This window comes from Mycobacterium sp., assembly GCF_035633495.1.
In the GTDB taxonomy this organism is placed as follows: domain Bacteria; phylum Actinomycetota; class Actinomycetes; order Mycobacteriales; family Mycobacteriaceae; genus Mycobacterium.
Window position 1 is genome coordinate 1 of sequence record NZ_DASQEU010000011.1, and the last position, 14,269, is coordinate 14,269.

The window sequence follows — 14,269 nt, forward strand, 5'->3', positions numbered from 1 at the left end:
CGCCGCTGAGCGTCAATACAACGAGCTTGTATCGGCCAGTTGATCCCGCTTGGTGAATACCAGTGCGCTGGACCACTAGCGCGCGACCTGAGCCTGCGTCATGAAGTAGTCGACCACTTCGAGCGCGGATTAGATGGTCGCCAACGGCAGTCGGCAATCTAGGTACCGATCTCTTCGCACTCAGCGCTGGGCCGACGCTTGACTCGCGAGTTGCTGACCTGCTGGCACGTCCAGTGCAATCCGCTGGTCGTCCGCAGGCCGTCCGCAGCACACCTAGCCGTAGGTTGCCGTGACCAACAGAGCCAACCGCGTCACCTGCAACTATGTCGATATACCAACACAGCTTGACGGTACAAACGCCGAGAGAGGCGGACTGTAAATCCGTCGGCTTACGCCTACACAGGTTCGAATCCTGTACCTGCCACCCTAGTCAGGCCCCCTTTCGAGGGGGCCTGACGTCGCCGTCGAGGTCTGCAAACGCCCTCAGCCCAACACCAGCCCAACAGACGTCAACAAGCGCCAGCCGTTTGGCAGGCAACGGCAAACGATCTGTGGACCGCGATGGGTGTTTGCCAGCGCCCGGCCACCCGCTCCGCGATATCGCGACACATCGTCGCGGCGCTGTCGGTGGGCCGCTGAGCGCTCCCGAGAGCCACGAAGAGCATTCAGCCGGTGTGATTCCCGGGCGGGAGTGGACCCGATTTCCTGCCGCGCAGCCAACCCAGAGACGGCGAAAGCGCGACACCACCGAACGGGATTCAATCGCCATAAGACGGAACGGCACCAATTCGGCGCTCAAATGGTCGGATTAGCTTGCGGCAGCATGGATTAACGAATTCCCCGCGTAAAGTGATGACCACGAATTGCAACCGGCCAGCGGGCAGCGCAATCGTAAACCTATTGGCCTTCACCACAACCGAAGTCGCCGAAGCTGTTCCCCAGTCATTGGCCTCATATCAGTTCGAAGAGGCATCGGAGTTTGGCGTGCCAAAGGCGGGTGCCGGTGCTGAGGCGCTTCTCGCCGGTTACACATTTGAGGACCACGATTTGGCAACTCGTTACACGTGGAAATTCCTACGGGATGAACCGCGCCGCCAGATCGATCAGGTCTGGAATAACGTCATGGAAGCCGACAACAGGCTGGTTCCCGGCACGATTCTGCAAAGGCTGTTCACTCCTACGGAGCGCGTCAACGAACAGGGCAACCGCGTATTTGGTCTGTGGAATGGCACCGACGGCCTGGCACCGCTACCCCATCTAGCCCTCGAATTCGATTCGTCCACGGCGCACTACATCGCGTCTGGCCAGAACATCATCGACAGCCAGGACATCGAAGACGCCGTGCGAATGATCACGAAAGGCTATGGGCGGGTTAACAACGCGCGCATCCTGATCCTCGCGAATCCGATTCAGGCCGAAGCGATCACGACCTGGCGGGCCGGTAAGGAATCCCGCGTGGCCGTGTCTCCTGAAACGTCGGGACTGGTAGCCAAATGGGATTTCGTCCCGTCCACCGACGCGCCGCCGTATCTGACCGATCAGAACATCGTCGGCCAGGTCGCACCCGCCGAGTTCGCCGGTCTAAAGGTGCTCGGTTCGTATGGCGAGGCGTGGGTGATTCCTTCCAACCTGATCCCACAGGGGTACGTCGCAGTCGTCGCGACGAGCGGACCCAACAGCACGGCCAACGCGGTAGGTGTGCGGATTCATCCGAACTCGGCCTATCAGGGCTTGCGGCTGATTCCTGGCCGCGATCAGCGTTACCCGCTGATTGAGGCGTACGCCGCCAGAAGCTTCGGCGTTGGCGTGAGACACCGATCTAGTGCGGTCTGCATAAGACTCACGACGGGCAGTTACACCGGTCCGACCGGCATCGCGGTCTAAGCGATGGCGAACACGCCTTTCGGCGGTTGGTGCGAGCTATGGCGCGACGACGCGATGCAAGTAAACGCGCAACAGGAAAGTGAATTCGGCACCCCGCCAGGCTATGTGGACCCGACGGCGTATCGCGGCAAGATCGCCAGCGAAACGCTGTCGTACGCGAGTCGAGAGGACTGACAATGATGGCGAAAGGCAAGCGCCGCAAGCGTCTGCGCAGCCCGAGACCGAATCTGGCTCGGCAATCATTCTCGCCTGCGACGCTGGCCCGTGTCCCGATTCGCTAGACATGGCCAGCTGACAGGCGGATAGTGACCCCTATTCGACATCAATCGTGGTGACCTTCCGGCAAGTTCGGGGATTTGCGTCTAGGCCTCGTCTAGGCCTCGTGTAGGCCACATGCGCCGAACTGCAGGGAGCGCCCATGTCACCCCATACATCCACCTACTGGCGCCGCCTCGCGCACGCCACCCGCCTCGCCGCTGCGGGCGCGATCGCAGCAGGCGCGATGATGCTGACCGCCCCCGCCGGCCACGCGATCCCTGAATCGACGATCATCAGCGAATGCAATGAAGCCGGTGGCTCGTACACCACGATCGTCATTGATTTAAAGAGGTACTCCACGTGCTGCTACCGGGATATCAGCGGTGTCACACACTGCGACCATTACGAAGACGGCACCTACACGACCACGAATAACATCCTGGAGCCGCCTCAAACCTCGCCGCCACCGCCGCCACCGGACGAAGTAGTTGGCCCGCCAGCGACCGCGGCGACGCCCGCGCCGCCGGATTTCGGTGGCCCGTCAATGACACTGTGGATGCCGCCGCCTCCCGCCGGTCCGGCAGCTCCGCCGCCCGGTGAGGCGACGTTGGCTCCCTGAATTCCGAAAGCGCAATTCAGGTGGGTTGCGGTCATCGTCTGTGCCACATATCGCTTGGGCCGAGGCGATGCCGTGAGGGTGGCCGGTCGGACCCGCGCTGCTCAATGGCTACTACTTCGAAATCGACGGCGACCCATGAATGTCTGGACCATCGCGACGAGTTGCAGGGGCCGGTTGTATCGGCACGGTTGCCAGCCGCCGGAGTAGCCACGGAATCTGTCCCGAAGGAACGGCCAGCGGGGACTTGGGGACCAATCGCGAACTCCTTCCCGTTCCGGCGTCGGTGAACCGCGAAGCGATTGGACCCGTGTCAAAAGGGTCACCCCTGACGCAGGGTGCACGTAGGTTGGGCGCAGAGGAGTCGTCATGATTCGTCATCGTCTACGACTCAGCAGATCACTTGTCCACGTTGTGGTTGCCACCGCGCTCATGTTGGCGCTGACCAGTCCTCCCGCGGCGCTCGCCGACGATCGCCTTGATTTCTCCGGAACGACGATCAGCGGTGCGACCTTCGACGGTGCATCTCTGCAGGGCAAACCCGCCGTGCTGTGGTTCTGGACGCCGTGGTGCCCGTTCTGCAATGCCGAGGCCCCTTCGGTGAGCAGCGTTGCCGCCGCTAACCCCAAGGTAACGTTCGTGGGCGTCGCCGCTCGCTCCCACGTCGCGGTGATGCAGGGCTTCGTGTCGAAGTACAACCTGAACTTCACGAATATCAATGACGCCGATGGTTCCATTTGGGCGCGCTACAACGTGCCGTGGCAGCCCGCGTACGTGTTATATCGCGCCGACGGCTCATCGACGTTCGTGAACAACCCGACCGCAGTGATGCCACAGCAAGAACTGCAGGAGCGGGTTTCCGCGCTCGGCACGTAGTAGCCGCGCCGAGTGCAGCAAGATCTGGTCGGGCTGGCGTTCGCCGCCGGACTGGTGGCAGCGCTCAATCCGTGTGGCTTCGCGATGCTGCCCGCCTACCTCGCGTTGGTGGTGCGGGGCAACGGAAACAGCGTTCCGGCCGCGGTCGGACGCGCCGTGGCTGCGACTGCGGCGATGACGCTCGGTTTCCTTACGGTGTTCGGTGTCTTTGGGTTGCTGACCGTCTCGCTGGCGTCCACGGTGCAGCGGTATGTACCGGACGTCACCTTCGTGATTGGCATTGTGCTTGTGGCGCTTGGGATCTGGCTGGTTAGCGGGCCACAGCTGAGCCTGCTGGTGCCGAACCGCATGGCCCGCAGCGCATCGGGGGCGCCGACATCGAGGCTCGGTTCGATGTTCGGCTACGGCGTGGGTTATGCGGTCGCCTCGCTATCCTGCACCGTAGGTCCGTTTCTGGCGGTGACCGGTGCCGGCCTCAGCGGTACTTCCGTCCGTGGCCGGGTATGGATCTACGTGGCGTACGCGGGCGGCTTCGCATTGGTGGTCGGCGCGTTGGCCGTCGTGGTCGCACTCGCCGGCTCTGCGCTGGCCGACCGAATCAGGCGAATCCTGCCCTATGTCAACCGCATTGGCGGTGCGGTATTGATCCTGGTCGGGCTTTATGTCGCCTACTACGGCTACTACGAAGTCCAGTTGTTCAATGCGGGCGGCAATCCCGCGGATCCGGTGATTGCGGGAGCGGGACGGCTGCAGGGTGCCATCGCCGGCTGGGTGCATTGGCACGGGTCCTGGCCGTGGATGATCGTGCTCGTCGTGTCGATCGTGGGTGCGTCGGTTTGGGCTTGGCGTGTCAGACGGCTGCACGCAGGCCGGAACCGGGGCGGACGACGGACCGTAGCCAACGTCGCGAAGGTCGCTCGAAAGTAGGGCGAAGCCGTCGCCGGACGATAGCCGCTCGGAGCACATTGGTGGCGGTCATCTTCATCACGAATCGACGAGCCCTGACTGGACGAGCGCGGCGTCCATGAACCGCTGCACTGGCCGAGACTGGAAGAACCCGGTGTGACCGCCCTTGTACCAGACGATCTCGGGTCTGCCCCAGTGTTCCCAGAGGCGGACGACTTGCTTGCGCGGGTGCACGAGTTGGTCAGCGACCCCGGCATAGATGAAGCGGCCCTGCATCGGAACCCGGGGAGTCAGCGACAGTGGCGACACCATCCGGCCCAGCGGTTCCGCCAGCGTTACGGTCTCGCGCCGCGGGTCGGTGCGGCTCATCCCGGAGTGGCGCTTGAGCAGTTCAGTCAGGTCGGCGACTGGGACGCCGAGAATCGCGCAGGTAAGTCCCTCTTCGAGGCTGGCGACCAGTGATGTGATGTAACCACCGAGGGAGATGCTGTTCAGGCCGATTGGCGAGTCCGGCTGCTGCACGCGTATCCAGGACAGCAGACGGCGCACGTCCCACACCGCTTGAGCCGCGGCGTGGACGTCATCGAGCACGTCCTCGCCGGGAAACACTGCGCCCTGTGGCAGGCCGAGCGCACGTGGGCCATGCATCGGAAGGACGGGGAGGACCACGTTGAGGCCGAGATCCTCGTGAAGATGCCAGGCACGGAACAGCGTCAGGTCGAGCAGACCCCGGCCCATCACGGCACCGTGCACGCACACCAGCCAGGGTCGTGGCTCCCGGTGTCGCAGTAGCAACGCGTACTCACGGTTGTTGGCGGTATACCCCAGCCATCGTTCACGGCCCGGTTCGCCCACGTTCGGCTCGTACCCGCTGTCGAAGACCATGCGTTCGTAGGAGCGTCCGGGCGTCTTGACCGGCCGGACCGTCACGTCTTGCAGCGGCGGCGGGTTCGCGAAGAATTCTTCGGGCTTGTCCAGATACCCAAGCTGTCCGTAGAACTCGAGCGCTGCCCGCACTTCGCGGTTGATTCGTTCGAACACGTGCGTGTCGCTGAGGGGCTGGAACATTCGGAAGCCGGTGAGGACGATTTCGTCGCGGAACGCTTGTGCAGCGAGCGCGAGGGTGGGTCGCGCGACGGGGAGTTCATCCGGTTGATCGTCGAGATAGTCCCGCCATGATCGAGCGTAGTAACGGCCGGTCCGTCGAAACGGCCTGACGAAGTAGTCCAGTGGACCGGAACCGCGGGGAGGCCGTTGAGATGCAACCGCCGGCGGTTCGTCGTTGTCGGGTGCTGCCATGTTCGGGGACGCTAGCCTCAGGCCTGCCGGGCGGCATAGGGGCTTAGGGCCTGCCCGATGCGGCCGCTCGCCACTTGTGGGCGGGCGTCGCAGAAGCCGACGATGTCGTGATACCGATCGGTCGAAGGGGTTGGGGTCTGGCCAATGGACCCGCTGGAGCCGTTGGATGCGGCAATGATCACGGCGGAGCTGCTCTCCGACCCGCTGCACACCGCCGCGTTGCTGATCCTGTCCCCGCCCGCGGACGCCGGGCCCGGGTATGTCGACGAGCTGTATCAGGAGGCGTTGGCCGACACCGCAGACCTGGATCCGCGATTTCGCCGGCACCCACACGTGGGCATCGACACCGCAGGCCTTTGGGTGTGGCGTGCCGACGACACCATCGACATGCGCCAGCACATACAGCGCCGAACACTGCCTGCGGGCGCAGATCGCGAAGTGCTGTGGAAGCTGGTCAGTGAGCTACACAGCGAGCCGCTGGACCGGTCGCGGCCGATGTGGATGGCGTGTGTGATCGACGGTCTGGCGGGCGGTCGATTCGCGTTCTACATCAAGGTGCACCACACCGTCGTCGACGGGGTCGCCGGATTGAAGGTGATCGCTGATGCGCTGACTACCGATCCCGAAAGCCGGTCGATGCGGCCGCTTTACGCCACCGCCCCCAAGCAACCCGACGAGCATGGTGCTACCTCACACGGACTGATCCCCAACCCGTTGTCACTCGTGCGCGCGGCGCGCAACGGCGTCACCTCGGGGCTGAACTTCGTTCGCCAAGTAGCCCTCGGCGAAATATCAACGGTGGTCGCCAGCCTCGGGGCAGGGACTGCCGTCCTACCGGTCGGCGCCCCCTACACCAGGTTCAACGGCCGACTCGGCCGCGAGCGCACCTTCGCGGGGGCCAGTTGGCCGAAATCCCGCATCCGCTCAGTCCAGGAGGCGGCCGGGGTGACCGCCAACGACGTGCTGACCACCGTAGTAGCGGGAGTGCTGCGGGAGTGGCTGACCGCGCACGGCGAGCTGCCGAACAAGTCGCTGGTGGCAATCTGCCCCCTAACGGTGCGCGGTCGCGAGCACGCGTCTGATGAGGACAGGCACGGAAACCTGTTCGGTTTGGAGTTGTGCCCGTTGGGCACCAACCTGGCCGATCCAGCCGAGCGGCTGGCCCACGTCCATCGTGCAATGACGTGGGCAAAGGACCAGGTGGCGAGACGAGGGTCGAACGCGACGATGCTGCTTCTCGTGCCGAGTATCGCGTCCACGGTCCTGTGGCCGATGATGCCGTTCGCGCCGCGGCTGCGTCGCGGCTACAACGTGTCGATCTCCAACGTTCCCGGGCCGCAGGCCGAGATGTATTGGAACGGGGCGCATCTCGAGGAAATCTATCCCGTGTCGACCGCCATCAACGGTCAGGCACTGAATGTGACGATGTGCTCCTATGCCGACCGCGTGACGTTCGGCTATGTTTCCGGCCGCAACGTGATGCCGGATATCGAGTCGCTCATACTGCTGACCGAGCGTGCGCTTGTCGAACTCGAGACTGCGGTCGCAGTGGCGACGTGAAGCCGCCACCCATCAGAGGTAAGGAAAGGTGCTCATGGGTATCTACGCAGTCACCGGATCGGCCTCCGGCATGGGCCGCGAGGTCGCGGAGAAGCTGCGCGATGCCGGCCACACCGTAATTGGGGTGGACATCAAGCAGGCGGACATCGTGGCCGATCTGTCGAGCGTCGAGGGACGCCGGGCGGCCGCCGACGGCGTGCTGGCGGCGTCGGGGGGCAGACTGGACGGCGCCGTCCTCGCCGCCGGTCTCGGCCCCGGCCAAGGACCCGACCGTCCGCGGTTGATCGCCCAGGTCAACTACCTCGGTGTCGTCGACCTCCTTGACGCTTGGCGACCGGCGTTGGCTGCCGCCGGCCACGCGAAAGTCGTTGTCTTCTCAAGCAACTCCACCACGACGACACCCGCGGTTCCCGCACGCACCGTGCGGGCATTCCTCGAGCATGACGCCGCGAAGGCGGTTTGCTCTACCCGATTGTTCGGCAAGAATGCTTCGCCGATCCTGTACGCCGCATCCAAGATCGCCGTCAGCCGTTGGGTTCGACGCGCGGCAGTGAAGAGCGAGTGGGCGGGCGCGGGCATACGCCTGAACGCTCTGGCTCCGGGCGCGATCATGACGCCGCTTCTCGAGGAGCAGCTGTCAACGCCGAAGCGAGCGAAACTCGTTCGTTCCTTCCCCGTCCCGACCGGCGGGTTCGGCGATGCTGGGCAGCTGGCCGAGTGGGTGCTCTTCATGCTCTCGGATGCTGCGGACTTCCTCTGCGGGAGCGTCGTATTCGTCGATGGCGGAACGGACGCGTACTTCCGTGCCAACGACTGGCCGAGGCCTGTGCCGGCATATCGCTTGTTGTCGTACTTCAAACGGTTCAGAGCCGGGACTCGCCGGGAGTAAGGGAAAACTCGCCGGCGGTGCGCCGCGTATTCAGGTTGGGAAGTATCTTCGCTGCGAGAATGGGTGAGCGAAAACGCCTGGTCGCGGGGTGCTAGGGCAAACCAGACTTGCAGCTCCGAACCCTGTGGGAGATCGCAGCCTGCAACCCGTGGCTCTCGGTGTCACCGGTATCGGAGTACGCCAACGATCCGCCGTGGGCCGCCCGACTACCCCGACGTGAAGCCGCCGCGGGGACTGCACGTGCGCCAGGCCGCACTGCTGGCCAAGGGCGCTCCCGCCGACGACATCCAGGCCGACCCGCTCGCGGGTTGAGGACCCAGGCCCTTACTTGTGTGACTTTCGTCCCTTTTGAGACCTTCCGGCTGCGACGACGATCACATCGAGGGTCAATCAGTGAGGGGCTGTGATGATGCAAGCCGGTCCGGCTGAGGATGCCGACCGCGAACTCGACACCATCGCGTGGGATTTCCTCTGCTCGCAATACACCGGGCGAAACTACTGGGACTGGCCGCTCGAACGGCGGCTCGACGCCTACCTTCGCCATCACACGCGCTATGACGTCCTGAACGACGGCGCGGTGTACAGCGCCGTGGTGGACCGGGTGATGGCGAATATGGGACGGGCCCGCAGCGACGGCGTGTTCGCGCCGCCGCATGCCTAGGAGGCATCGAATGGACATCATCGGAAAAGGCGCGGGTGATCTGAAGGTAGCACCCAACCTGGCCGACTACGAGCAGACCCGCGAGACGTTCACCTGGTCGCAGGTGCCCAACCTCTGTACCGGGATGGGCGGGGCCGGCTGCAACATCGCCTATGCGGCCGTCGACCGGCACGCCGAGGGACCGCAACGCGACCGCGCCGCGTTACGGTTCATCGCCGACTCGCCCGGCAGCGCCGAACTCTCGACCCACGATGTCAGCTACGCCGAACTCGGGCGTCTGACGCAGCGATTCACCAACGTGCTGCGCGGCCTGGGCGTCGGCAAGGGCGAACGGGTGTTCGTGATCATGGGACGGGTTCCCGAGCTCTACGTCAGCATGCTCGGCGCGTTGCGCAACGGCAGCGTGGTGTCGCCGCTTTTCTCGGCGTTCGGTCCGGAACCGATCGCCACCCGCGTCACCATCGGATCGGCCACGGTGTTGGTCACCACCGCTGCCATCTACAAGCGCAAGATCGCCAAGATCCGCGACGAGCTGACGTCGGTGAAACACATTCTGCTCGTCGGGGGCGACCCCGCCGCAGACGACATCCCGGGCACCCTGAGCTTCGCCCGGCTGATGGCCGAAGCCGACGACGACGCACCGATCGAGCACACCACCGCCGAGGATCCGTCGCTGCTGCACTTCACCAGCGGCACCACCGGAACCCCGAAGGGTGCGCTGCACGTGCACGGCGCCGCCGCGATGCATTACATCACCGGCCGCTACGCGCTGGACCTACACCCTGACGACATCTATTGGTGCACAGCAGATCCCGGGTGGGTCACCGGCACCTCCTACGGGGTGATCGCCCCACTGCTGCACGGCGTCACCTCGATCATCGACGAGGCGGAGTTCGACGCCGAGCGGTGGTACCGGATCCTTCAGGACGCGGCAGTGACGGTGTGGTACACCGCCCCGACGGCGATCCGGATGCTCATCAAGGCCGGCCCCGAACTGCCCGCCAAGTACCACTTCCCGAGCCTTCGGTTCATCGCCAGCGTCGGCGAGCCGCTCAACGCCGAAGCGGTCTGGTGGGGAAAGCGGGTGCTGGGCTTGCCGATTCACGACAACTGGTGGCAGACTGAGACCGGCGGAATCATGGTCGCCAACACCCCGGCCTTCGACATCAAGCCGGGGTCGATGGGTCGGCCGCTGCCCGGCGTGGACGCCTGCGTGGTGCATCGCGACGAGGCGGGCGCCGTCACCGTCGTCAAAGAGCCGGACGTCGAAGGCGAACTCGCCCTGCGCACCGGCTGGCCGTCGATGTTCCGCGGCTATCTGCACCAGGACGAGCGATACCGCAAATGCTTCGTCGACGGGCTCTACCTGTCCGGAGATCTGGTCAAGCGCGACGCCGACGGCTACTTCTGGTTCATCGGCCGCGCCGACGACGTCATCAAGTCGTCGGGTCACCTGATCGGACCGTTCGAGGTGGAGAACGTGCTCACCGACCACCCCGCGGTGGCCGAGGCCGCCGTCATCGGCAAGCCCGATCCGACCTACGGCGAGTTGGTCAAGGCGTTCGTCACCCTCAAAGTCGGCTACACCGGCGACGAGGAACTGCGCCGGGATCTGATGGGACACGCGCGCAAACGCCTCGGAGCCGCGGTGGCGCCCAAGGAGATCGACTTCGTCGACGCGCTGCCGCACACCCGCAGCGGCAAGATCATGCGCCGTCTGCTCAAGGCCCGCGAATTGGGGTTGCCCGAGGGCGATACGTCCACCGTCGAATCCGTAACACCACGTCAGGAGGCGTCGCTGTGACCGACCGTGACTTGGCGTACGGGCTGCTCTCCGACATGATCCGGGTGCGGCGCTTGGAAGAGAAGTGCGCCGAAATGTACAGCGCCGCAAAGATTCGCGGCTTTCTGCATCTCTACGTCGGTGAAGAGGCGGTCGCCGCCGGATCGCTGCGGGTGCTGGGGCCCGACGACGCCGTGGTGGCCACCTACCGCGACCACGCGCACGCGCTGCTTCGTGGTCTGCCGATGACCTCGATCATGGCGGAGATGTTCGGCAAACTGGAAGGTTGCTCGCACGGCCGCGGCGGGTCCATGCACCTGTTCGACGCCGGCCGGCGGTTCTACGGCGGCAACGCCATCGTTGCCGGCGGGCTGCCGCTGGCGGTCGGGCTGGCGTTCGCCGACAAGCAGCTCAAGCGCAACCAGGTGACCGCCTGCTATTTCGGTGAAGGGGCCATTGCCGAGGGCGCTTTCCACGAGTCGATGAACATGGCTGAACTGTGGCAGTTGCCGGTGCTGTTCTGCTGCGAGAACAACATGTACGCGATGGGGACCGCGCTGGATCGCGAACTGTCCCAGACCGATCTGACGGCCAAGGCGGCGTCCTACCGGGTGCCCGCCATTTCCGTCGACGGAATGGACGTGCTGGCCTGCCATTCCGCCGCCCAACAGGGCGCTGAGCACATACGCACGGTAGGCGGGCCGTTCTTCATCGAGTTCCACACCTACCGGTTCCGACCGCATTCGATGTTCGACCCGGAGCTCTACCGGGACAAGGCCGAGGTCGCGCACTGGCGCGAACGCGATCCGATCCACCTCTTCAGCGAGCAATGCCTCGCCGACGGCACGTTGACCACCGACGACGTCGCCGCAATCGAAGCCGCGACCGACACCGAGGTGGCCGACGCGGTGGCCTATGCCGAAGCCGGAACATTGGAGAGCGTCGAGGATCTCACCAGAGACCTGATGACGCCGGCGACAGGGGAAGCCCGGTGATCAAGGCGAACTACCGCAACGCGGTGCACGACGCCATCCGTGATGCCATGCGCGAGGATTCGCGAGTCCTGCTACTCGGCGAGGACGTCGGCCGCTACGGCGGAACCTACGCCGCGTCGAAGGGTCTGCTCGAGGAGTTCGGGCCGGAGCGCATCCGCGACGCGCCGTTGTCCGAACTCGGCTTCGTCGGCATCGGTATCGGGGCCGCACTCAACGGTCTGCGGCCGATCGTCGAAGTGATGACGGTGAACTTCAGCCTGCTGGCGCTGGATCAGATCGTCAATACCGCTGCGGCGCTGCGGCATATGTCCGGAGGCCAGTTCTCGGTTCCGCTGGTGGTGCGGATGGCCACCGGCGCCGGGCGCCAGTTGGCGGCCCAGCACTCGCACAGCCTGGAGGTCTGGTATGCCCACATCCCCGGCATCACGGTGGTGGCACCGGCCACGGTGGCCGACGCCTACGGCATGCTGCGTACCGCGCTGACCGAGCCCGACCCGGTGGTCATCTTCGAGCATGTTCAGCTGTACAACACCTCGACCGACGTCGACGCCCTGGTCGCGACGGACCTGGCGCGGGCCGCCGTGCGGCGCAGCGGCACCGACGTGACCCTGATCGCCTACGGGGGCTGCGTACCCAAGGCGCTGGACGCGGCGGATCAGTTGTCGCTGGCCGGGATCAATTGCGAGGTCATCGATCTGCGGGTGCTCAGGCCGCTGGACGACGCGACGATTCTGGAGTCGGTGCGCAAGACGCACCGCGCCGTGGTGGTCGACGAGGCATGGCGCACCGGCAGCCTGGCCGGTGAGATCATGGCCCGCATCGTCGAGGGCGCCTTCTACGACCTCGACGCGCCGATCGCCCGGGTGTGTACCGAAGAGGTGCCCATCCCCTATCCCAAACACCTCGAGGAAGCGGCGTTGCCCCAAGCCGACAAGATCATGGCAGCCGTGCACGGCCTGTTCGGGGAGCGCTGATGATCGAGTTCACGATGCCGGCGCTGGGCGCCGACATGGACGAAGGCACCCTCGACGAGTGGCTCGTCAAGCCCGGCGACACGGTCACCCGCGGACAGGTGGTCGCCGTGGTCGAAACCACCAAGGCCGCAGTGGAAATCGAGTGCTGGCACGAAGGTGTCGTGGGTGAGCTGCTGGTGCCGGTCGGGCAGACCGTCGCGGTCGGCAGCCCGCTGGCCACGCTGCTGGAGTCAGGGGAAACACCCGAACCGCGGCAGGCCACCGTGCCGGCAGCCGTGGCGGCAACCGCGCCGGCACCTGGAACCGCGCCGGCGCCGGCGCCGGCGCCGATCGGGCACCGGCTCTGGGTATCCCCCGTAGCGCGCCGGACCGCCACCTCGCTGGGCGTCGACCTCAAGACCGTCATGGGAACCGGGCCGCAAGGCGCGATCACCCTCACCGATGTCGAGCACGCCGCCGCCGCCATCCATCACGCCGAACCCAAACCGGCTCCGCCCGTCGTCACAGCGGAGCCGGTCGCCAAGACCGCGGCGCAGAAGGCCGTCGAACGGGGCGCGGCCATGCGCGCGTCGATCGCGGCGGCGATGGGACGCTCCAAACGCGAGATCCCGCATTACTACCTGGCCGACGAAGTCATCCTTGACACGGCGCTGGGCTGGCTCACCGAACACAACACCAACCGGCCGATCACCGAACGACTGCTGCCGGCGGTGCTGCAACTCAAAGCGGTGGCACTGGCCGCCCAGCGTTTCGGAGAGTTCAGCGGCTTCTGGCGCGACGACGGCTTCGAGCCGGCCCCGGCGGTGCATGTCGGCGTGGCGATCTCGCTACGCGGCGGCGGGCTGGTTGCCCCGGCGATCCACGACGTGGCCGAGATGAAGCTCGACGAACTGATGGCCGACCTCACCGATCTGGTGGCGCGCGCGCGAGCCGGTTCCCTGCGCAGCTCGGAGATGTCCGACGCGACCATCACGGTCACCAATCTCGGCGACAAGGGCGTCGATGCGGTGTTCGGCGTCATCTATCCGCCGCAGGTCGCGCTGGTCGGCTTCGGCAAGCCCGCCCAGCGGGTGGTCGTCGTCGACGGCGGTATCCGGGTGGCCACCACCGTGCAGGCCAGCCTGTCCGCCGACCACCGGGCCAGCGACGGCCATCGCGGCGCCTTGCTCCTGGCCGAAGTCAACCGGCTGCTCCAGCAGCCCGGCGAACTGTAGAAAGGCGAGCCCAGATGACCAAGACCGAGATCCGCGACGGCGTGGTGTCCGAGTTGACCGCGATCGCGCCCGAGATCGAGGAAGGTGACCTCAGCGATACGGAGCTGCTGCGCGACCAGGTGGACCTGGACTCGATGGACTGGCTGAACTTCCTGGTCCGGCTGCACAAGCGGTTCGAGGTCGACATCCCGGAGTCCGAGTATGCGTCGTTGCGCACGATCGACGATCTCACGAGTTACATCGACCAGCGCGGCTAGAATCCGACGGTGGCTCAGCTGCCCTCCGTCGTCCTGAAAGATCCGTCCTCCGCACTGTCCGCTACCTTCGTCCCGTCCGCGGGCATGGTGTGCACCT

At 65.4% G+C, this 14,269-nt stretch carries 13 protein-coding genes and 1 pseudogene; 13 read left to right on the forward strand and 1 reads right to left on the reverse strand.

Annotated elements, in window-relative coordinates:
* Positions 1-900 precede the first annotated feature (900 nt).
* The 4 genes from VET27_RS01670 (at position 901) to VET27_RS01685 (ending at position 4,561) form a co-directional block, all read left to right on the forward strand.
* Entirely contained in the window at positions 901-1,884 is a 984-nt protein-coding gene (locus VET27_RS01670; protein WP_526514643.1) for a hypothetical protein, read from the forward strand.
* A gap of 418 nt (positions 1,885-2,302) precedes the next feature.
* Positions 2,303-2,761 (forward strand): hypothetical protein, encoded by a 459-nt coding sequence (locus tag VET27_RS01675; protein ID WP_526514644.1) that lies wholly within the window; start codon positions 2,303-2,305, stop codon positions 2,759-2,761.
* Positions 2,762-3,127: 366 nt separating this feature from the next.
* Entirely contained in the window at positions 3,128-3,634 is a 507-nt protein-coding gene (locus VET27_RS01680; protein ID WP_526514645.1) for a protein disulfide oxidoreductase, read from the forward strand.
* A gap of 12 nt (positions 3,635-3,646) precedes the next feature.
* Positions 3,647-4,561: a cytochrome c biogenesis CcdA family protein gene (locus VET27_RS01685; protein ID WP_526514646.1), complete on the forward strand. Its 915-nt coding sequence runs from the start codon at positions 3,647-3,649 to the stop codon at positions 4,559-4,561.
* Between the two features lie 57 nt (positions 4,562-4,618).
* On the opposite strand, the gene VET27_RS01690 is transcribed toward VET27_RS01685, so the two are convergent.
* Positions 4,619-5,839, reverse strand: coding sequence for an alpha/beta hydrolase family protein (locus tag VET27_RS01690; protein WP_526514647.1), 1,221 nt, complete (start codon positions 5,837-5,839; stop codon positions 4,619-4,621).
* Between the two features lie 144 nt (positions 5,840-5,983).
* Between VET27_RS01690 and VET27_RS01695 the strand changes: the two genes are divergently transcribed.
* The 9 genes and pseudogenes from VET27_RS01695 (at position 5,984) to VET27_RS01735 (ending at position 14,172) form a co-directional block, all read left to right on the forward strand.
* On the forward strand, positions 5,984-7,399 hold the full coding sequence (locus tag VET27_RS01695; RefSeq protein ID WP_526514648.1) for a wax ester/triacylglycerol synthase family O-acyltransferase: 1,416 nt from the start codon (positions 5,984-5,986) through the stop codon (positions 7,397-7,399).
* Positions 7,400-7,433: 34 nt separating this feature from the next.
* The gene (locus VET27_RS01700) at positions 7,434-8,288 is read left to right on the forward strand and encodes an SDR family oxidoreductase (protein WP_526514649.1); all 855 of its coding nucleotides are present in this window, start codon (positions 7,434-7,436) and stop codon (positions 8,286-8,288) included.
* A 113-nt stretch (positions 8,289-8,401) separates the two neighbouring features.
* Positions 8,402-8,600: pseudogene (locus tag VET27_RS01705) on the forward strand (FAD-binding oxidoreductase); the annotation flags it as partial.
* A gap of 97 nt (positions 8,601-8,697) precedes the next feature.
* Complete coding sequence (locus VET27_RS01710) at positions 8,698-8,949, forward strand: hypothetical protein (RefSeq protein WP_526514650.1); 252 nt, start codon at positions 8,698-8,700, stop codon at positions 8,947-8,949.
* 10 nt (positions 8,950-8,959) lie between these two features.
* The gene (gene acsA, locus VET27_RS01715; protein ID WP_526514651.1) at positions 8,960-10,753 is read left to right on the forward strand and encodes an acetate--CoA ligase; all 1,794 of its coding nucleotides are present in this window, start codon (positions 8,960-8,962) and stop codon (positions 10,751-10,753) included.
* Positions 10,750-11,727 (forward strand): pyruvate dehydrogenase (acetyl-transferring) E1 component subunit alpha, encoded by a 978-nt coding sequence (gene pdhA / locus VET27_RS01720; RefSeq protein ID WP_526514652.1) that lies wholly within the window; start codon positions 10,750-10,752, stop codon positions 11,725-11,727. The genes acsA and pdhA overlap by 4 nt, the downstream gene beginning before the upstream one ends.
* Complete coding sequence (locus tag VET27_RS01725) at positions 11,727-12,701, forward strand: alpha-ketoacid dehydrogenase subunit beta (protein ID WP_526514655.1); 975 nt, start codon at positions 11,727-11,729, stop codon at positions 12,699-12,701. Before pdhA ends, VET27_RS01725 begins: the two co-directional genes overlap by 1 nt.
* On the forward strand, positions 12,701-13,915 hold the full coding sequence (locus VET27_RS01730; RefSeq protein WP_526514653.1) for a 2-oxo acid dehydrogenase subunit E2: 1,215 nt from the start codon (positions 12,701-12,703) through the stop codon (positions 13,913-13,915). Before VET27_RS01725 ends, VET27_RS01730 begins: the two co-directional genes overlap by 1 nt.
* Positions 13,916-13,929: 14 nt before the next feature.
* Positions 13,930-14,172, forward strand: a complete 243-nt coding sequence (locus VET27_RS01735) for an acyl carrier protein (RefSeq protein ID WP_526514654.1) — start codon at positions 13,930-13,932, stop codon at positions 14,170-14,172.
* Positions 14,173-14,269: the final 97 nt, after the last annotated feature.